Source organism: Methylobacterium sp. 2A, assembly GCF_009806555.1.
GTDB lineage: Bacteria > Pseudomonadota > Alphaproteobacteria > Rhizobiales > Beijerinckiaceae > Methylobacterium.
This window is the reverse complement of sequence record NZ_VUOK01000048.1, coordinates 150,469-169,791: the sequence shown is the minus strand read 5'-3', so window position 1 is coordinate 169,791 and position 19,323 is coordinate 150,469. Positions and strand designations below refer to the sequence as shown.

Annotated in this window: 18 protein-coding genes; 2 read left to right on the top strand and 16 right to left on the bottom strand. The window is 72.1% G+C overall.

Features of this window, described 5'->3' with window-relative positions:
- Window positions 1-9: 9 nt before the first annotated feature.
- The 16 genes from FVE89_RS22150 to FVE89_RS22075 all read right to left on the bottom strand — a co-directional run bounded on the left by FVE89_RS22150 (window position 10) and on the right by FVE89_RS22075 (window position 17,217).
- On the bottom strand, window positions 10-2,334 hold the full coding sequence (locus FVE89_RS22150; protein WP_160536427.1) for a TniQ family protein: 2,325 nt from the start codon (window positions 2,332-2,334) through the stop codon (window positions 10-12).
- 10 nt (window positions 2,335-2,344) lie between these two features.
- Window positions 2,345-3,358 carry a TniB family NTP-binding protein gene (locus tag FVE89_RS22145; protein ID WP_160536426.1) on the bottom strand — a complete coding sequence of 338 codons (1,014 nt, stop codon included), beginning with the start codon at window positions 3,356-3,358 and terminating at the stop codon, window positions 2,345-2,347.
- A complete protein-coding gene (locus FVE89_RS22140; RefSeq protein ID WP_160536425.1) occupies window positions 3,351-5,681 on the bottom strand; it encodes a hypothetical protein in 2,331 nt (776 codons plus the stop codon). The genes FVE89_RS22145 and FVE89_RS22140 overlap by 8 nt, the downstream gene beginning before the upstream one ends.
- A gap of 80 nt (window positions 5,682-5,761) precedes the next feature.
- Window positions 5,762-6,517 (bottom strand): hypothetical protein, encoded by a 756-nt coding sequence (locus FVE89_RS22135; protein WP_160536424.1) that lies wholly within the window; start codon window positions 6,515-6,517, stop codon window positions 5,762-5,764.
- A complete protein-coding gene (locus tag FVE89_RS22130; protein ID WP_160536423.1) occupies window positions 6,514-7,341 on the bottom strand; it encodes a hypothetical protein in 828 nt (275 codons plus the stop codon). Before FVE89_RS22130 ends, FVE89_RS22135 begins: the two co-directional genes overlap by 4 nt.
- A 10-nt stretch (window positions 7,342-7,351) precedes the next feature.
- Window positions 7,352-7,666: a hypothetical protein gene (locus tag FVE89_RS22125; protein WP_160536422.1), complete on the bottom strand. Its 315-nt coding sequence runs from the start codon at window positions 7,664-7,666 to the stop codon at window positions 7,352-7,354.
- A gap of 166 nt (window positions 7,667-7,832) precedes the next feature.
- Window positions 7,833-8,057, bottom strand: coding sequence for a hypothetical protein (locus FVE89_RS22120; RefSeq protein ID WP_160536421.1), 225 nt, complete (start codon window positions 8,055-8,057; stop codon window positions 7,833-7,835).
- Window positions 8,058-8,768: 711 nt separating this feature from the next.
- Window positions 8,769-9,191 (bottom strand): hypothetical protein, encoded by a 423-nt coding sequence (locus FVE89_RS22115; protein WP_160536420.1) that lies wholly within the window; start codon window positions 9,189-9,191, stop codon window positions 8,769-8,771.
- A 423-nt stretch (window positions 9,192-9,614) separates the two neighbouring features.
- Window positions 9,615-10,337: a 3'-5' exonuclease gene (locus tag FVE89_RS22110; RefSeq protein ID WP_160536419.1), complete on the bottom strand. Its 723-nt coding sequence runs from the start codon at window positions 10,335-10,337 to the stop codon at window positions 9,615-9,617.
- Window positions 10,338-10,506: 169 nt separating this feature from the next.
- On the bottom strand, window positions 10,507-11,472 hold the full coding sequence (locus FVE89_RS22105; protein WP_160536418.1) for a metallophosphoesterase: 966 nt from the start codon (window positions 11,470-11,472) through the stop codon (window positions 10,507-10,509).
- Window positions 11,469-13,415 (bottom strand): AAA family ATPase, encoded by a 1,947-nt coding sequence (locus FVE89_RS22100; protein ID WP_160536417.1) that lies wholly within the window; start codon window positions 13,413-13,415, stop codon window positions 11,469-11,471. Before FVE89_RS22100 ends, FVE89_RS22105 begins: the two co-directional genes overlap by 4 nt.
- Window positions 13,416-13,476: 61 nt before the next feature.
- Entirely contained in the window at window positions 13,477-14,271 is a 795-nt protein-coding gene (locus FVE89_RS22095; protein ID WP_342390000.1) for a metallophosphoesterase, read from the bottom strand.
- A 9-nt stretch (window positions 14,272-14,280) separates the two neighbouring features.
- Entirely contained in the window at window positions 14,281-14,715 is a 435-nt protein-coding gene (locus tag FVE89_RS22090; RefSeq protein WP_160536415.1) for a hypothetical protein, read from the bottom strand.
- A 90-nt stretch (window positions 14,716-14,805) separates the two neighbouring features.
- Window positions 14,806-15,816 carry a DUF6634 family protein gene (locus tag FVE89_RS22085; RefSeq protein WP_246731106.1) on the bottom strand — a complete coding sequence of 337 codons (1,011 nt, stop codon included), beginning with the start codon at window positions 15,814-15,816 and terminating at the stop codon, window positions 14,806-14,808.
- Between the two features lie 302 nt (window positions 15,817-16,118).
- Window positions 16,119-16,418, bottom strand: a complete 300-nt coding sequence (locus FVE89_RS22080; protein ID WP_160536413.1) for a hypothetical protein — start codon at window positions 16,416-16,418, stop codon at window positions 16,119-16,121.
- 13 nt (window positions 16,419-16,431) lie between these two features.
- Window positions 16,432-17,217, bottom strand: coding sequence for a hypothetical protein (locus tag FVE89_RS22075; protein WP_160536412.1), 786 nt, complete (start codon window positions 17,215-17,217; stop codon window positions 16,432-16,434).
- Window positions 17,218-17,794: 577 nt separating this feature from the next.
- On the opposite strand from FVE89_RS22075, the gene FVE89_RS22070 reads away from it, so the two are divergent.
- A complete protein-coding gene (locus FVE89_RS22070; protein WP_160536411.1) occupies window positions 17,795-18,919 on the top strand; it encodes a DNA-binding protein in 1,125 nt (374 codons plus the stop codon).
- 43 nt (window positions 18,920-18,962) lie between these two features.
- Window positions 18,963-19,319: a hypothetical protein gene (locus tag FVE89_RS22065; RefSeq protein WP_160536410.1), complete on the top strand. Its 357-nt coding sequence runs from the start codon at window positions 18,963-18,965 to the stop codon at window positions 19,317-19,319.
- Window positions 19,320-19,323: the final 4 nt, after the last annotated feature.

Genomic DNA, 19,323 nt, shown 5'->3' with positions numbered 1-19,323 from the left:
ACGGCGCGTTCACGTCGCGGGCCGGTCGGATCGGCCCGCGGCGGGCAGGGCCGGCCGCGCCGCTTTGACGGTCCCGGGCGCGGCGCCCGCCCGGACCTGCGGGAACGTCGCGCGCAGGAATTCGGTGCTGGCGACCGTGCGGGCCACGAGATCCGGCCACGCGGCCGGGGTTGCGAGTTCGGGAGCCGGCACGGTGTCGATAGTTTCGAGCCGACCGGCCGCCTCGCGCCATCGCAGCCGTCCGCCCGGGCCGGCATGGTCCTCCCCGGGCGGGCGCGCCCCGCGGGTGAGGACGACCTCGACCGTCGCGCGGTCGGGCTGAGCCGCGATGCGGACCGTCAGGTCCCCGGCGGCGCTCGACAGGGTCAGGCCGCGGCTCCGCCCGACGAGCTTGAACGTGCCTCGCCGTGCCAGCGCGCGCAGGAGCGCGGCCTCAAACGCGAGGAGGCTGCCGCCCGCCGGGTCGTCGGGGTCGAGGGACAGCCTTAGCGCCGCCCGGGCGCTGGCGCGCTCGGCCATGTGCGCGACGCTCCCGTCCCGTTGCGCGACGTGCAACGTACCGGCCCCGAGCCTCTGCAGGATCGGCCCGGCCTCGTGGCCCGAGCGCGTAGCGCCAGCGGCCTCGGCGAAGAGGTCCGCCGGCGCCCAGGTACGATGAAACGCGTCGAAGGCGGCCTCGTCGATCCGGCGCCAGCCACGACCCCCGGAGCACACCGGCAGGTGGCCGCCGTCAATCAGGCCGTCGACTACCTCGACCCTGCATCCGAGGACGGTGGCGGCCTGGTAGCGGCTGAGGCCGGGGAGCGTCCGCAGGGCCGCGCGCGCGGCCCGCATCCCATCCCCGCGGTGCCGATTAGGGTCGGGGACCAGGAGGTCGCCGACGCTCGGCCCGGTCCTCCCCCGCGGGGCCGCGTACCCTTTCAGGATCGCCGCGACGGATCGCGCCGGATCGGTCTTGCAGGTCCGCTTGAGATCGGCCAGCCGCAGGTGGCCGTCCGGCACCTCGGTCGCTGTCTCGACCTTGTGCAGCAGGCGCGCCGCGAGGGCGGCCACGTCCTCCGGACGGAACCGGTCGCGGCCGGGCCCGGACCCGATGCGGACGAAGCGGGCGATGATGCCGGCCGCGACGAGGGCGTCGAACGTGCCGCGCGGGATCCCTAGCGCGTCGGCGGCCCCGTCCCGGTCGAGGAGCGAGGCCATCGTCCGCCTGACCAGCGCCGCCTGCTCCGGGCTGAAGGCCCGGTAGCGCTTCCGCGCGATGCCGAACTGCCGCTCATGGATGCCGAGCGCCTCCGACAGGCGACGCAGTCGCTCCTCCGTGAGGCCGAGCTCGCCCGCCAGGGTCGGAACCGGCAGCCAACCCGCCTCGCCGGCATACCAGGCCTCGCAGGTCGCGGGGGAGAAATCGCCTCGCTCGACCGCCACCCGCCGCAGGCAATCGGCGAGGATTCCCACATGCGAGCCCTTCTCGACGTCGAGGATCGCGCCGATCCAGCCGAAGCTCGCGCGCTTGCCGCGCCCGTCCCCGCAGGCCGCCCGCGCGGCGGCGACCTCGTGGAGCAGGGCGACGAGCGCGTCGGTCCCCCGGGCCAGCACGCCATATCCGGCCCGGTTCACGGCAGGCAGGTCGAAGCCCTTGGTCATGCCGACGACCGGGCGGGACCGAAGTTTTCCCCCCAGGGCCACGCGTCCGACGAACTCCACGGCATCGAGCACGTCGCCGAGGGTGGAGAGGCCGTCGAGCAGCGGGACCGCTGGCGCCTCGATGACGCCCAGGCGGGCGAGGACGTAGCTCTCCAGGGACGGGCGCGGGAACGGGCGTCGCGGCACGCCGTACCGCAACAGGTCCGTCCCGGTCGGGGCGCGCGTGAACGATGCCGACCACCATGGCACGGGATGGCCCGAGGCATCGCGGTCGACGACGTCGAGGTCGTGGTGCGGGCAGCGCGCGAACGCGGGCATGTCCCACCAGACCCGGTGATGGGGGCTCTCGGCGAGGCAGGCGGGGCAGAAGCGGCGCCGGCCGACCTGCCAATGCCGCCGCCGGATTTCCTGGCCCATGATCGCGACCGACGTCGGGGAGACCACGGGGGTGGCATGGATCAGCTGCTCCTTTCCCGAGATCGGGAAAGACAGCGCGAACTCCAGGCACTCGGCGGGCTGGATGTCCCGCCCGTTCAGCCCGTGCGAGTTCAACAGGACGGCGACGCTGCCGATCCCGCTCATGGCCCCGAGGCGCACGACGTAGCCGTGGGCGGGCTCGCCCGGGTGGGGCGGCCCCCAATCGGGGAGCGGCGGCTCGAAGCGCCCGTGCAGGTCCGTGAAGGTCCTCATGCCGGCATCCTCACTTGACGAAGGCGCCCTGCGCCGGGTCCTTCGGCTGCAGCGTCGGCTTGGCCTGCGTCACGCGGGCCGGGGCTTGGTCGATGTCGTCGCGGAAGGGGTTGAAGTTCATTCCGACCGGCCTGATCAGGTCCCAGGCATCGGCGAAATGTCCGACCTCGACCCGCTCGGCGCCGTCGTTGAGGGCTCGGCAGCCAGCCGAGAAGGTGAAGTCCTTCAGCCGGCCGATGATGCCGTCGGTCACCCAGTAGAGCCGTGCGGCGAACCACTGCGATCCGAGGCCGGACTTCGCCGCGAAGGGCAGCCGGCTGTCGATCTCGGCACAAAGCAGGCGGAAGAGGGCGCGCTCCTCCTTGCTGTCCCAGCTGTAGGGCAACATGATGTGGTGCGGCAGGCCGCCCCGTCCCTCCAGTTGAGTGTCCGCCGCCATGATGCCGTAGGTCTCGACGAGGCCCGCGGCGGCGACGTTGAGCGTCCCGAGGTTGAGGATCTTGCGCACCAGGCCCTGGCAGTCCTTCAGGGCGCCCGGCCGCGCGGTGGTGAAGGCCTCCTGGACCTCGTCGAGGATGAGCAGCTCGACCCGCTGCTTGACCAGCGCGTTCAGCACGTTGCCGAACAGCGCGTCGACCTTCATCCGGGTGACGTCGCCGGCGTTCAGCACGCCGGCGACCGCCGTGACGAAACCAGACTTGTTGCAGCCGACCGGCAGGTCGACATACGCCACCGGCCGCACAATTCCCTCGGTCCCGGTCAGGTCGGCCGGAAACCCGCGCGCGTACCGCCTCAGCGCATAGCTCTTGCCCGTTCGTGGGTCGCCGGCGAGCACGAATAGCGACCCGAAATCCGGAACGCCGTCCTTCACGGGCCTGTGGAACCGCGAGACCGCCTCGGTCGCGGTCTCGAATCTATCGTGCCCCACGAAGAGGTTCTTCATGATGAGCTGGCGCTCGCGCGCCGGCTTGGCCGCGCGCTCGGCGCGGCTGAGGGTCTCGCCGTCGCGGTGGGTCTCACTCATCGCCCGTCCTCCAGTTCTTGGTGGCCTTGAGGGCCAGGAGTTCGTCATCGAGGTCGTCCGCCGGCTCGAAGGCCGGCGCGGCGGGGAGGGGCGCTGCCGGCACCGGGATGGGGGGCGGCAAGCTCGGCCCGGGCTCCTCCGCGGCCTGATGTGTCGAGACCGATGGAGGGGCCTCATCGGGCGGCACGCCTCCCTGCGGCGGGGCCAGGCCCAACGGATGCCCGTCCCCGGCTGCGGTGGGTCCCGACCGTGACTGCGTGGGTTCCGGCGCGGGCGTGGCCGGCACCGCGGCCTTCGGGCGGCGCGCGATGGCCAGGGGATCGAGGTGCCCCGCGGTAGTGGCGGGAAGCGCCGGCGCTCCCGGGCGGACCTCGCTGCGGAAGCGCCTCTTGCTCTCGGCGTCGATGAAGCGGGCGAGGCCGCGTTGGATGGCCTTGCGCTCCGGTTTCGCCCTGGCGGCGGCGGCCGTTTCACCGAGGATGTCGAGCGCCCGCATCAGGGCGTCGAAATCGAACGCGCCCTTGACCATGCGGCGGGCGTTGGCCACGGCGAGGTCGTGGACGTGCCGGTGACGTCCTTCGGCATAGGCGCGGTGGGCCCCCGTCGCCGGCACGGTGATGATGCGTCCGTCCCGGTCATACGGGTCGACCACGTAGATCCGGCCGATGTCGGCCGGGTCGCGCGCGCACTTGTAGCGCGTGCCCGCGCCGTCCTCCCGCGCGTTCCTGTGCCCCGGGTTGGTGATGAGCGAGATCAGCTCCGCGCACTCGTACTTGACGTAATCCCAGACGATCCCGTCGTTCTGGATCGTGCGGTACTCCCACTCGCCGCTCAGGGCGACGAACAGCTCGGCGGGCGGCAGCGGGCCGCTGGGATGGCGGGCGGCCTCCTCGTTCCAGACCCGGAGCGGGATGTCGCCGATGCCCCGCAGCAGGCCAAGCCCCTTGGACTTGTGGACGTTGTGGACGTCGCAGATGAAAAACGTCAGCAGCGCCAGGAAATCCGACCGTCGGATCTTGGCGCGGTCGAGGACGTCGCTGTCATGCTCGCGCCGCTTGACTGTATTGGACAGGGTCGTTCCCGGGAGCACGTGGACGAGACCTGTGTTGAGGTAGCCAAAGAACCGCTCCAAGGCTCCCTTGAGCCAGGGACACCGCGGCTTAAATCTCGGCTTGTTCATCTTCAGCTCGCGCGCGGCGGCCCTGATGTCGTCGCCGATAAAAGCGAGGGCATTGTCGACCCAGAGGTTCTCGATGCGGCCGAAGCACGGCCAGGGCATGCGCACGGCCGGGAAGCCCGACATGTCCTTCGGGTACATCGCGTGCCGGAGGCCTGCGACGAAGTTCGCGTAGCTGGGGGCCTCGTACCCCAGCGAGACGCCGATGATCATCCCCGTCCTCCGGCAGCGGAAGACGATCAGGTCCGGCCGGCCGAGGACGAAATCGCTGTCGTCGTCGACAAGCGCGATGTCCAGGGTACAATTATCGACCTCGACGTCCTGGTAGGGTCGCGCCGGGAGCGGCTGCACCTGGTAGGTGCGATGCATCTTCGCCGCGTACTCGGGGCCCTTGCGGTAGTAATCCCGGACGTACCGGTCGACGTCCTTGCACCGCCGCTGGAAGGTGCGCAGCGAGGGGACCTCGATCAGGTCGAGTTCCTCCGGCGCAAGATGCCGCGCGAGCTTGCGCCTGTAGGCTTTGACTGAGCTGACGACCTTGGCGTACGCCATCTCCGTCGTCATGTTCGGGCTGAGCCATCGCCAAATGCCGCGCTCCAGCGCGACCTCGCCGACATGCCCAAAGGGCCGGCGCCGGTTGCCCTTGTGCATGTGGCGATCGACGAGGCAGGCGATGCCGTGGATGTCGCCGAGCGTCATCCAGAGGTCGACCCAGCCAAGCACTGTGGTGAAGTGCGGTGCTGTCTCGCCCTTGCCCAGCGCCACCCTCAGGATGATCGGGTCGAGCGCCGGCTTCGAGCGGCGGAACGCGTAGGGCGTGCGTGGCCGCGGCTCGCTCTCGGCGTGGCCCCGGATGCAGGCGTTCACGTAATCGAGCTTCCGGGTCGCCTGGGCCTCCTGCTCCTTCGTGAGCTTGAGGCGGTTCGGCAGCGGGCCCCGCGGCTTCCCGTACTGGAAGTTGCCGGCGACGAGCCGCGCCTCACCCCTTGCCGACAGGAAGGCGAGTTGCTCGTCGGTGAGGAAAATCACGTCCTTGTCGTCGACGCGCAGGAACTGAAGCTTGCCGTCGAGGCGACGCTCGAACTCGCAGATCCGGCCCTTGAGGCTGTAGATGTCCTTGCTACGCAGATCGAGCGGCCGGGACACCGCCAGATCATGCGCTGCCTGCGCGGAGGGCGGTCCCGACCAAGGGCCGGGACGAGCGGAGGGAACGGGGAATGGGGCGTTCACGCCATCACCTCGCGGATCTCGGTCTGGAAGGAGAAGGGCCGGGCGAGGTCGGGCGCCACCTCGCCGGCCAGCGCCATGTTCATCAGCGCGGTGTAGGCGCGGCACTCGCCCGGCCTGTCGTTCAGCCGGGCGGCGCGCACCACGGCCGCGACGGTGGTCGGCAGGCCGAGTTCGACCAAGGCGTCGCGGACCCGCAGCAGGGCGACCTGGTCCGGGACGATGTACCGGTGCCGCTCCATGACCTGGCAGTTCGACAGCCGGGGCTCGGCCCGGATCTCCGCCTCGTCCAGGGTCAGGAACACCACGCCGTGGTCGAGGCGGTAGGCCTCCTCGATGTGCGGCTGCCGCCTCGTCCAGGCTGGGCGCTCGGCGATAAAGCGCGCCTTGGCGTCGATCACGGTGACCGCGCCGGCCCGGTAACGGCATACGACGTCCGGGACGTAGACGTGCTTTTCCTGGCCGCCCCGGCCGTCCGGAATGTAATAGGTCAGTTCGTGCGGCTCGACGGCGTAGTGCGCGATGTCCGGATTGGCGCCGAGCAAGGTGCGCAGGTCCCGCTCCAGAAGCGAGCGGAAGGGGGCGGCCCCGAGGGCCTTGTGATCGCCCCCGTCGCCGTCCACCGCGCGCAGGTAATTGCGCCGCTTCACCTCCCGGACGACGGGTGCGCCGGGGAAGAGGCCCAGGTTCGCCGGCGTCGCCGACGACTTGAGGCGAAGGGGCGGCTCGTCGGCGTCGTCCTTCCCGATGCTCATGCCGCGGCGGCCCGCATGATGCGGGTCCCGGACCCGAGCGGCTGCCGGAGATCGAGCCTGATGGAACCGGCCAGGGCGAGCTCCATCAGGCAGGCGAGCGTCCGGTCGATCCTGCGCGCGGGGAAGGGTCTCGCCGAGCGATGGAAGCGGGCGACGGTGGTGGTCAGGCCATGCCGCATCAGGGCCCGGTGCACGCGTTCCAGGTCGTCCTTCGCCCCGGGGCCGGCCCGCTCCTTCAGCATGCGGGCGCGATTCTCGCGCAGGACGCGCGAAAACAGGGTGCGTTCCGTGAGGACACGGAACTCCACGCCCAGCGTGCGGTAAGCGGCTCGCACGGCCGCCTCGGTCCGCCGCCAATCGAGGGCCGCCCTGTCGCGCTCCCAGGTGGCCAGGAAGGTGTAGGCGAGGACGCCGCCGTCGCGGCGGCGGGTGACGACCTGGGGGCGATGGCACGCATCCCGGACGCGGCCGTCCCGGTCCACCTCCTGGTAGTGGAGGACGTGGGCGCATGGCACGACGAGGGTGTTGACCGGGTCGCACAGCGCCATCGTGAGACCGGCGGTCTCCAACAGGCTCGTCGTGATCGCCAAGCCGCCCGGCAGCTTCTCGTGGCGCACGACATCGGGCACCCAGGAGCGGGGGGCCCGCACGGGGCCGAGGGATCGCGGGACCGGACCGAGGCCGAAGTCGTGCGGCACCGCAAACGACGTGCGGCGGCTCGCGGGCGCCGCTCCGTCATCCTCGGCGATGACTGCCCCGGGGACCCGGGCGGCCGGCGGCAGGACCGGGGCGACGCGCGTCGCAAGCTGTGCCTGGGGCTGCATCCGATCCTCCTCAACCCATGAGTTCGCAGAAGACGCCGAGCACGGCGCCGGTGGCACTGTCGGTGGTCACGCCCAACGAGGGCCGGAGGGACCGGCCGCTCCCGTCGATGACGACGAAGTCGAGGCGCTCGAAGTCGAAGGTCGCCTCGACGGGCATGGACAGGGCTTCGTCCGCCGCGTCGTAGGACCGGGTCCGGGTCGACGACGCGGCGAGGGGACGGCGGCGGGGTGTCCGGATGCCACGCGACGACGCGGGATCCGCGGCGGTCGAGGCGAGGGGGCAGCTGGTGGGGTTCGTGGTCCTGGTCGTCGTCGGCCGATCCATGGCAAGGTTCTCCCGACCCGCCGAGGCAGGGTGTCGCCGCGCGGGGTGTGACGCTGAAGGTCGAGGACCGCGCCGATGCGCGGCCCGGGTCGATCGGGCGGCGCGGTCTCGCCCGCGCCGCGGGCCGGCGGTCGATCCTCGTCGACCGGCCGCCGACGAGCCTTGGTCAGCCGTCGCGGTCGCCGGCGGCGCGGAGCGCACGACCGCGCTCCTCGGACGGCGGCGCGGGAACGGCGTCCGGGAGCTCGGCCCCCGGTCCGTGCCGGTCGGGTCGGCCGGCGCCGGGGTCGCCCGGGACGCCCGCCGGGGCGGCACCCGGCCGCCGCGGCGCGATATGATCCGGCAGGACGATGCCCACGCGGGTGAAGAGGTCGGGGATGGGCGGACGCATGGCACAGGTCTCCTGTCGCCTCCCGACGGGGTCGGAGGCGCGGGCTTAGGGGATGCGCGGAGTGGCCCCGGTCGGGTCCGTCCTGTTCGCGGGGATCCAGGACTGGAACCGGCCCCCTTAGGCAGGGGACGGGATGCGCACGGCGCGGGTTTTCATTCAGGGACGATGTCGTCGGGCCTCGGCGAACCCCGTCGGGGCGGCCGAGACACGGATCGGGCGACCGATGCTCGATCCGTCGTCGTCAAAGGCGTGCGGCGCCCCTTCGAACGGGGCGGCCGCCGCGCGCCTGTGGAAAACCACCATGCCCGCTTGCGGCCGGAGCGGCCGCACGGTAACAACGAGATTCCACAGGCGCCGCTTGGCGCCTTTTGTTCGCCTCGAACCACAGGCGCCCTGCGCCTCTTGTTCGCTTCGAACTCAGTGGGCGTCACGGTGTTTGCGCAACGTGACGTCGATGTGGTGCTTGGAAAGTATTGAACACGGCTGGTACGCAGGTGGTACTGCCCCAGCAAGTAGTCGTACGCGCCGCGCACGGCTATTCGGAAGTCGCAGGCAGGATGCCCCCATCCTGCGTAGCGCGTCCACGAAAAGCGTCCGACCTCGCGTCGGGCGCTTTTTCGTTTGGCGGGGCCCGGGCCCCCTTGAGCTTGGCGCTTGATCTCATCCGTTCTCCATCCTCGCGAATTAGGGCCGACGAAACGGCGCGGCGGGTTAGGCCTGACCCGGCCCAAGACGCCACCGCCCCCCCGCCTTCGGGTCTCGATGCGCGCGCCCTGCTAACCTTAATTTTGTTTTATTTTTCTCCGCCGAGTCTTTGGCGAACCCAGCTTTGACGACGATTTCATTCAGCTCCCCGCCGCTCAATCCGTGCGGTTCGGCCTCGGCCAGGGCACGCAGGATCAACTGCGGGACCTCTCCCGCGAGCAGGATCTTGGAACCACCCTCGGCCGCCTCGGATGGTTCCGACGCCGCGCCGCCACCCCGCAGGACCTGGTCGACGAGATGGATCTGGAGCCTGAGATCCTCGACCTCGCGGAAGTGAGCCAGGCTTGCCGCCGAATAAGCCTCCTCCTTCTCCCTGAGCTTCCGCTCAAGCCTTTCGCGGAGGCCTTGATAGTCTTCCGACTTACTCATCGGATCCCCGGAAGCCGACGCCGCCCAAGGACACCCGGGCGCATTCCATCCCTTAGAGGTTCCGCCCGCCCCATGCAAGCTCCCAGTCCTGGACGACGCATAATTTCGAGATTTTCCCCCAGTTTCCAGGCATGGACCTCCGATCCGAAGGTCGTTCTGCGCCTCGACCCTCCATGACGGGGGCCAAGCCCCGCCCTTTGGCCTCGACTTTGCCACGTGGATGGCCACCTCCGCCGGTCCGCGTCGATCCGGTCCTCGTGCCGGCCGCCGCAACTTTGCGGCCGTCCGAGCTGACGGCGGCTTCGGGCCCGCCGTCCAGGCCTGGCTTTCGCCGGCTCGGTACCGGGCAGGCCCGCATCCGCGACTCCCTCACGTGCGCGGCTTGATCGGCGGCGGTCCCGGGAGCCGCCGCAGCGCGGCCGGTCAGGCCCCGTCAGCCACGAACATCGGGGCGGGGCGGGACGAGCTCATCCACCGGTCGAGGAAGGCGCGCAGGTGCGGGCGGGTCCGGCCCTCGGCCGCGAGGTAGTCGACGAGGCTGCGCAGGCTCGCGTCGTGGCCCTCGGCGTCGGTCTTCCCGCACAGGAGCGCATGGCGGACGTAGAGGGCCATGGAGTTCAAGGTGTCGGTCTCGCAATAGGCGCGGACGCCGGCGAGGTCGCCACGCGCGATCTGGTCGGCGACGTGGGCGCCGTGTTCGCCCGCCTTGCCGGGCAGGCCCAGCGCGACCGCGCACTCGTCGAGGCCCATGCGTGGGGAGGCGCCGAAGCCCGAAAGCACGTCCATGAGGTCGGTGTGCCAGTCGGGCGCGTACCGGCTTCCGTATCCGTTCCACCGGTCGCCGCGGCAGTACCAGGCCTGGACTGGGATGCCGTGGATCAGCGCGCGGGCCTGGAGTACGGGCACATCGAAAGAGCGGCCGTTCCACGTTACGATGCGGTAGCGGCCGGCCGCGAAGAATTTCCAGAACGCCGTGAGCAGTCGTCGCTCGTCCCAGTCCTCGTTTCCACCGCTTCGACACTGCCGCACCAGGTAGCGCTCGTGGCCGGTCGCCGGGTCGACCGCGATGCGAGCCTCCACGTAGGAGATGGCGACGATCCGGTGCCAGCAAGGTTTCGGGAACCTGTCCGGATCGACGACCGGCATATCAGTGTCAGCGACGGTCTCGATGTCCAGGCAAAGGAGCGTGTCCGGCGCCTCGGCTGCGCTTTGCCGTTCGCGGTCGGGATGGCGCCGCCGGCTTGGCAGGGCCCGGTCGGTCGCCGAGGCGGGTCCGGGGGATGGCATGATTCCGGTGCGACTATGCGCCATGCACTCAGGCCTCCACGATGAAAGTTGGGTCGAACGGGGCCCGGCCGCATTCCCAGCCGGAGATCCTTGGATTGGCGACGATCCGCGTCGGTCCCACCGTCACGTCCACCGGACCGGGCACGCTGCCGTGGATCCAGAGCGTCGGCGCGCCCCAGCCGGACATGAGCCCCTCCAAGTCGGAGGCGAGCGAGGCCCCGACCCACTCGTCGGCGAGCTCGGGCAAGACCTCGGGCGGCAGGGTGCGCGCGGACGGAGCGTGATGAGTCACGACAACCGCACGGTCGCCCGGACGCGCATCCTGGACCAGCGCCACCGGCGATGGCCGGAACCCCGTCGCCTGCGCGACGACGGACCCGAGCGCGTCTTCAATGAACGCCCGCGACCGCGCGTGCGCGCCGCCCGCATCGTGGGGCAGGTAGGGAAGCGCGCCGGCGCGGCGAATGCGGCGGCAGTCGCCGAGGTGATGCCGGGCATGGCCGCGGGCGAGGGTCGCCCTTCGGGATCCGTGCAGGGCCCAATCGGTCCACAGGGTGGCGCCGAGGACGTACAGGCCCGTCCCGCGGCCATCGTCGACGCGCACGCCGTCGTCCGACAGGAGCGCGATCCCGGCCCGGCTCGCCAGCTCGCGGCCGCGCGCGAGGATCCCCGCGATGTCCCCTCGGCCGTCCCGGCCTCCCCAAAACTCGCGATTTCCCGGCACCAGCACGACCGGCCGCGAGCCCTGCCGGCCGTCGAGGCTCCGCGCTAGCCACTCGACCGACACCCGTAGGTCGTCGGAGACGTCGCCGGCCACCACGAGGGCGTCGAAGTCCGGAAGCGGGGCGGGCAGCGCGAAGGGATGGCGGTCGATGACGAGGTCCGACATCACCCAGAGGCGGTACCGGCTCGACGTTGCAGTCGCGGCACGGGCCGGCTCTGGCGCGGGGACGGCGCCCAGCCCCGCCGCCCGGGGATCGGCGTGCCGGGTCATCGGCCGCCGTTCCCCGCCTGCCGGGCCCGGCCGGGCCGGGCGTCGGAGATGAACCGGCGCAGCGCGTCGCCGCTCAGCACGCGCCGGTCGAGCAGGGCCTCCGCCACGGCCTGCACGATGTCCTGGTGTTCGGAGACGAGGCGCTCCGCCTCCGCGCCGAGGCGGGCGAGGTCGGCCTCGACGGCCGAGCGCAGGGCCGGGTCGCCGCCGAGGGTGCGGCCGAGCTCCTCCATCGGTCCGCGGTAGGCGAGGCCGCCGCCGAGACCGTATGAGCCGTGGATGCCCGCGACGAAGGCCGTGGCGCGCGCGAGGTCCGAGCCTGCGTCGCCGCCGGACCCCGCGCTCGCCTCCCCGAGGAACACCGTCTCCGCGGCGCGGCCGCACAGCAGGCCGACGACCATCCGCTCCAGGTCGTCCCGGGTCGGCAACAGGCCGAGGCGCCCGCGCATGGCGGTGCCGCCCGCGGCGGTCTCGCGCAGGATCAGGTCGACCTGCTCGACCTCGGCGATCTTCAGCAGTTCGGCGCCGACGGCGTGGCCGGCCTCGTGCAGCGCGCTCCGCATTTTTTCACCGGCCGTCCGGGTGTCCGGCGGCGCGACCGCCCCCAGCAGGTCCTCCGCCCGGATCGGGCGCCCCTCCGCCCGCGCCCTGGCGCGCGCCTCCCTGACCCACGCCACGACCTGGGCCCCGCTCGCGCCGAGGCCGAGTTCGGCCACGACGCCGAGGTCCAGCTCGGCGAGGTCGTCGCCGAGGTGCTGCCGGAAGATGGCGGCGAGGTCGGCGGCGGACGGGCGCGCGATGCGCAGCACCCGGTTCAGCCGACCGGGGCGCACCAGGGCGGCGTCGAGCCGCTCCGGGTGGTTGGTCGCGCCGATCAGGCACACGCCGGCGCCATCCCGGGCACAGCATTCATCGATTTTCAGAAGAATATGAGTCACCACCGGGGTCCACCACGAGGAATTTCTTCCGTCCATTGAAGATCTACTTGGTATACTATCGATTTCGTCTAGAAATAGTATCGATGGAGCCCGCGAATAGGCTTCCTCGAATAGAAGATCGACGTATTTCACGACGCCATCCAAGTACCCGTTGGACTGGGTGAACCAAGTCGAGACCGAGCTGACCAGCAGCGGAAGCCGGGCGGCCTTCGCCAGCGAGCGAACGTAGGTCGACTTCCCGAGGCCGGGCGTCGACGCCAGGACCACGTTGCGGTCGAGCGCCTCGAAGGAGCCGATCCGCCCGTCCCGCCAGGCTTCCAGGTCGTCGATCAGGCGCGTGCCCCAGTCGTGGGCTGCGCCGAACCCGCGCAAGCTCGCGAACGGCGGCGCGTCCGCGGTCTGCCGGTCGACGGTGGACCGGGACCGGGACGCCGCGGCGAGGCGGTCGACGCAGGCGCGGGCGGATCCGGCGCGGATCGCGGCGCACAGGTCCCAGAGCCCGAGCCCCGCCGCCGCGGACGGGGGCAGCTCGGGCGCGCGCTGCCCGGTGGCGGCGCGGATCGCCCGCGCGAGGACGGCGTTGGCGGGCACGCCGACCCGGTAGCGCCCGTCGGCGGCGGCGAGCAGGGCGGAGGGCAGGTACCGCCCGCAATCCTGCGAGATCCCCAGGACCCTGCCGCCCTCGGAAAGGCGCTGCGCGACGGTGTCGTTGCCGCGCTCGGGGCGATCCTCGCGGTCCGCGCCCGTGCGGGCATGGACGGTCGGCCACGCCCCCAGCGCGCCGCAGGCCGAGCGAATGGGCTCCACCCACTCCGCGGACGGCACCTCGACGACGAGGGCGTAGGTCTTGGCCCGGGCGATGCGGCGACGTTCGGCGGCCGGGATGGCCGCCTCCAGGGCGAAGACGGCCAGGGTCTCGACGGACGGGGCGCGCCGCCCGCGCCGGTCGAGGTCGGCCTCGCCCTCGTCGAGGTCGTCACGGAAATAGGTGAGGTCGTCGATCATGGATGGTCCCCCGTCGTGCGGGTCGGCGGCAGTCGGCGGCTGGGGTGCGGGCGGCCCCGGTTCAGAGCTCGACCACGAGGCCGGGGTCGAAGCTGGCGTTCTCCCTGGGGTAGCCGAGCGGGTTGCACACGACGCGGGTCGCGCCGAGGCGGTAGTCGAACGAGGTGTGCACGTGGCCGTGCACCCACAGGTCGGGCCGCCCCGCGGCGACGAGCGCGTCGAGGTCCGAGGCGAAGGCCGGGTTGAGGGGGTGGCCGGCGTAGGCCGGCGCGACCGAGCCGGGGCTCGGCGCGTGGTGGGTGACGACCACGTGCGGGCCGCGCCGACGGTCGGGCGGATCGCGCTCCAGGAGGGCGCGCTCAAGGAAGCGCCGGGACGCGACGTGCAGCGCCAGCGCCTCCTCGGGCCGGAAGGGCTTCCATCGGGGGTCGCGCGACCAGGCGATCCTGCGATGGTCGTTCAGCCCCGCGCGCGCGGCGTCCATCGCGGCGGCGCGCCCGGCGATGCCGTCGAGGGCGTAGTCGGTCCACAGCGAGCAGCCCGAGAACGTGCAGCCGGCGAGGGCGACGGTGTCGTTCTCCAGGAGGTCGATGCCCTGACGCGCCGCGGCCCGCCGTCCGTGGGCGAGCTCCCCGTCGAGCGTGCCGCCGTAATACTCGTGGTTGCCCGGAACCAGCACGACCGGCATGGCCGGGCGGACCGTGGCGGCGAGCCACGCGACCGTGTCGGCGAGGCCCTCTCCGACGTCCCCGGCCACGACGGCGACGTCCGCGTCCGGGATGGCCGCCGGCGTCCAGGGCCTCGCGTAGGTGCGGCGGTGAAGGTCCGAAAAGATCCAGATACGCAATCCATGCACCTCCCAGGTTCAGCGAAGCCGGCGGGGCCAGCGACGGGCCCAGCGCTCGGCCCGTTCGAGGAGCTCGCCCGACCGGGGATGCCGGTGCGCGAGCGCGGCAAGCCCATGGGCGAGCACGAGGGCGGCGGTCGCGTCGCCGCGCACTGCGTGCACGAGCAGGCCGCTCATGACGAGGTCGGTCGCCGGGGTGCCGGGCGGGTGGCCGTGAATGACGTCGATCGCGGCGGCCACCACCGCGGCGGGATCCCCGCGCAGGGCATCCGGCCAGCGCCGGTGGTGCAGGAGCAGCCCCGACCCGGCGACCGCGCGCTCGATCTCGACGACGGTCCCGGGCGCGATCTCGCCCGGGTCGCACCGTCGCCAGACCGCCAGAACCGGACATGCCACCGAGGCGAGGCCGGCATCCCCGGCCGGCCTCGCGCTCTCCCCGTCGGTCGCACGCATCCGCTCGCCTCCTGGTCGGACATGGCTCCGCCGTCCAGCGCGCGGCCGGGTGGGGAAAGGGCAGGAAGGGACGTAGCTCGGCCGGTCGGGCTAGGCCGGACCGGCGTGGCCCGGGGCGGGCGAACCCAGGCGATAGTATCTGGACATCGTTCGCGCCCAGGTCCTCGTCCGGTCGATGGCGTAAAGGTCGGACGTGGTGATCCTTCTGCCGTCCGGGATGCTGGGGTGTCCGTAGACCCGGCCCGCGAGGATGCGGACCTCGCGGGTCGCGGTCCGCCACTCCTCCAGGCGCGGCGCATCGGCGAGATCTTCCGGATCCGGCTTGGCGCCGTCCCGGATTCCCTGCAGCTCGTCGGCGAGGTCGTGCAGCCGGTCGCCAGCCTCCCGCTGGTCGGGCTGCCGCGCGGACGCGAACTCCGCTCCCAGCGCGGCGGCGTAGGCCTGCGGATCGACCTCCTCCGCGTACGGGTCCCCGGCGACGATGCGCAAGGCGGCGAGGAGCGGCAGGCCGGACGCGAGGGTCCGCGCGGTCCGGTCGCCCTCGATGACACGGGTCGCCTCGGTACGGCTCAGCGACGGCAGGACCGCGGGCAGGACGCGCGGTCTCCCGGCCGACGTCGCGGCCGCGCATCGCGTCATCGCGGCCGCGAATGCCGCGGCGGCAGAGGCGCCCCCGCCGCGGCCGCAACCCAGCAGCCAGGCCGGGGCCGGCCCGACCGAAGCCGCGCCGTCGGGGCCGGGCGCTCCGGCACCTGCATCGGCCGGTGCATCGGCAGGGGTCAGGGCATGGGTCGCCATGTGCTCGTCGAACGGCGTCGCGCCGACGACCAGCACCGGCGCCTCGACGCGGGAACGAAGTGCGGCGTCCGCAAGGCACCGGCCCGGCACGTCGAGGATCACGTGGCTGCCGGCGGCCGCCGCGGCGGCGATCGCCCCGGCGACAAGGTCATCGACCCCGTCCACCGCCGCGGTGATGTGTTCCGTTACCGTGACCTCCTCGGCGCGGATGCGGAGTTCGGGGAGGCGCGCCTCCCCGGGCAAGGTGATGCGGACGAGGCTCACCGCCTCGCTGAGCGCGGCATGGGCATCGGCGAGGATCAAGGCGGCGTGCGTGGCGTCCGAACGTCCGGAGCATCCGAAAAAGGCGCTGATCAGTGGGAGCCTCCGTGAATGGCACGGACGCGCAACCGCCCGGCGAGGAGGCGCCGGATCGGTTGCGTCAGACATGCGAGATTGAGGAAGCGAATAATAGCGCGAAAACGAGTAGAGATGCAATAATTTTCGGCGCACTACAAGTGATTACGCACATAAATATTGGATATCCACAGAGCCCTGTGGATATCATCGATCCGCCGGAACCCTGCGCCCGGCCCGAACACGGACGGATCGCGCGTCCGAGCCGCTCAGGAGAGGTCCCACCCGCCCTCCTCGTCGCGGACGGCACGGTGAAGGCGCTGGGCGAGGGTCACCGCCCCTTCATCGTCGTCGCGGTCGAAGTCGCCGTCGAGCAGGAGCGGGAGCTCGGCCCAGCCCGCATGCGTAGGGGCGACGAGGTCGGCGGGGCGCGCCTCCAGGCGCCCCATGGTCCGGTCGAGGGCCTTCCTGGCGTCGGAGCGACCGCGTGCGCGGCGCCTCCTGCCGGGATCCGGCATCGGCCGGCCGGCGGGCTTGTCTTTCTGGGCGGGCTTGGTGCGGATGGTCATGGTACTCTCCCGATCAGGCCAGGGCGGAACACGCGCAGCCCACCGCGTGACGCGGTGCGATGTGCGGCTTGGCGGTCGCGAGCCTGCGCGCACCGGGCACACTCGGCTTGCGCCGCGCGGCCGGGCGCCGGGCCGGCGGCCGGGGCGCCGGCGCCCGCGCGGCATCGCCTCCGCCGTCGTCGAGGTCGGCGGCCAGTTCCAGCAGGCTGGTCCGGAGCCTTAGATCGGCGGCGCTTCCCGCCCCCTCGAACAGCGCGGCGAGGCGGGCCGGATCCAGGCGCGAGGCGTACGGGTCCTCGGCGGCGAGGTACAGGGCGGCGGCGAGGCCGACGGAATGCGATCTCACGTCGGGACCCGGCTCGCCGTCCAGCACGCGCGCGGCCACACCGCGCCCCAGGGTCGTCAGCGCCATCGGCAAGGCGCGCAGGCCGGCCGGACGCGCGCTGCCGCAGCAGGCGAGCAGCCAGGGCGGGGGAAGGTCGGGCAGCGCGCCCGCCGCCATCGCGCGGAGCGCGGCGGACGCCGCCACCGGGCTGGGCCCGAACGAGACGACCGCGACGTCGACGCGGCTCCGGATGGCGCGGTCATCCAGGTGGGCCAGCGGCAGGGCGACCATGAGGTGGCGTCCGCAAGCGCGCGCGGCGTCGAGGGATGTCGGAAGCGCCTCGACGATCCGATCCCCACCCGCGACGAGGCCGGGCGAGAGAGCGGGTTCGTCGGCGCGGCGGTCGAAGGCGCTGCTTGCGAGGAGGGCGGCATGGCTGGCCGACATGTCGTCGGCGAAGAACGCTGCGATCACGGGAACCTCCGTGAGTTAGTCCGTGCCCCTTGGCACGATGGAATAATACGACACCCACGGGCCGAGACGCCAGCAAAATGTATAGTCACTATAGGTTTTGAAGTCCTGAGGTTAAGGCGAAGTTGCTTCAGGAACCGGCTCGTCCCTCGGCCGAGACTGGTCGTTCCTGAGCACGGGCTCCGCTCGCCCGCCCGAGTGTTGCCCACGCAGCCGGGCGACCGCGGGTCGGCCAGAGCCAAGCCGACGGGCTTCCTCGCCGCGGGATCACGCCCCGCGACTTTGCCTCGTCCCGGTGGCGGAGCGGTCGAGGACATCGCGCTTTCCCGTCAGCGGCGCCCAGCATCCTCGGCGGGGGAGGCGCGGCGACCGTACGCGTAACGGGTAGCGTTATTCGTTACGCGCCAACCCCGGGACTGCGGTTCGGCGGGACGGCCCGAACTGCCCTCGGTCGCAACGGCCGCGTGACCCCGAACGCAGGTTCGTGGCCGGGCCCCCCATGCAGCCGGAAGGCCGGCCACGACGACCATTCCTTCACCGCTCGCGGCCATGATGCCGAGACGGGCCGGGGATGACGGGCATGGTCACTGAGAACGAGGTCAGGGCCGCGGCGGCGCGGATACGCGCGAGGCCGGCGCCGGCCGGAGGCTTGAAGGAGCGGGTCTCGGTCCGCTCGGTCAGGAGGGAGCTCGGGGGCGGCTCCTTCGGCGACATCGCCAAGCCGCTCGCCAAGTGGAAGGCGGAAGAGGATTACCATCCGGCCGTCGAGCAGGCGGACTTGCCGGAGGCGTTCGGGAAGCGCCTCACCATACTGGCGCGGGACCTGCTGGAGCAGGCTCGGATCGAGGCCACCCGGGAGCGGTTGTCGGATTTCGACGAGGTCGAGCGTCGCCGGGAAAGGCACGAGGAGATCCTCGCGGAGGCCGCGGCCCAGGTCGACCACCTGGAGGACAAGGTCGCGGCGCTGCAGTCCGAGCTGGATCGGCTGCGCTCCGCCGGCGACGGGGCGCCGGCGGCCGGAGCCGCCGCGGCACCGCCGACGGCCGCGTCTTCAGCCGCGCGCGGCTTCGTCGATGCCCTCACGGGGCGGAAGCTCGCACGGGAGGCGGATGCGTTCTGGGCGGAGGTGCGCGACGCCGTCGAGGCGGCGATGCGCGAGCGGGGTTCCATGCCGGTGCACGCGATCTACCGGGCGCTGCCCGCCTCGCTACGGCAACGGGGCGAGAGCGTGGGGTTCCCGCTGACCCCGGCCTGGCTTCGATACCACCTGCTCCGGATGGCGGAGACGGGTGGGGGGCTGACCGAGATCGACGGGCGTTTTGGCTTGGCCGAACCGCGGCCCGAACCGCGGGATGGGCCCGAACCGCGGGATGACCTGCCGACGCCCCCGGTTCCCGCAGGCGAGAGCCTGGAGACGGGCAAGCGCCGGTTCTGGCGCCGGTTCGTGCGCGAGGTCCACGACCTCCTAGCGAGGGAGGGGCCGCTGACGGCGGAGAAGATCCTGGAGCGTCTGGATCCCAAGTGGATCGGGGCTTCCGAGCGCTTCCAGAGGATCACCCCCGGGCGGCTCCGTTACAAGCTGCGGGGGCGGATCGAGGAGGGCCGGCCGTTCCAGGAGCTCCAGGGCGAGCGGTTCGCCGCCGTGACGGGAGAACGGCCCTGGGACGGCGAGAGCGCGATGCCGGGGATGGCCCGGAACGGCTGAGCCGCCCCGCCGTTGGCCGAGCACTCGTATGGGAGGCGATCGCGTGACCCCTGCCGAGATCAAGGCCAGGGTCCAGGGTGCATACAGGGAGGCAATGGGCAACCGCTCCATGCAAAGGCAGCGGAGCTCGCGCATCCACGACCTGGCCCGTGACGCGAGGCTATACGGCCGGGACGCCGGGGCCGATTCTGCCCAGATGCATCTGGGCCGGCTCGTCGACGAGGCCGTCGGGATGGCCGGGTGCAAGGATGCCGCGCTTGAGTTGACGCTCAACGGCTCGGGCCGGGCCGCGCTCGAAGGCCTGGCGCAGGCGCCGCGGGATCTCACCGGCCTGAAGGCGGAGGTGGACGGGACGACCGTCCGGCTGATCTGGACCGAGGCAGACCTGGGCCCGGTCTAGGAAC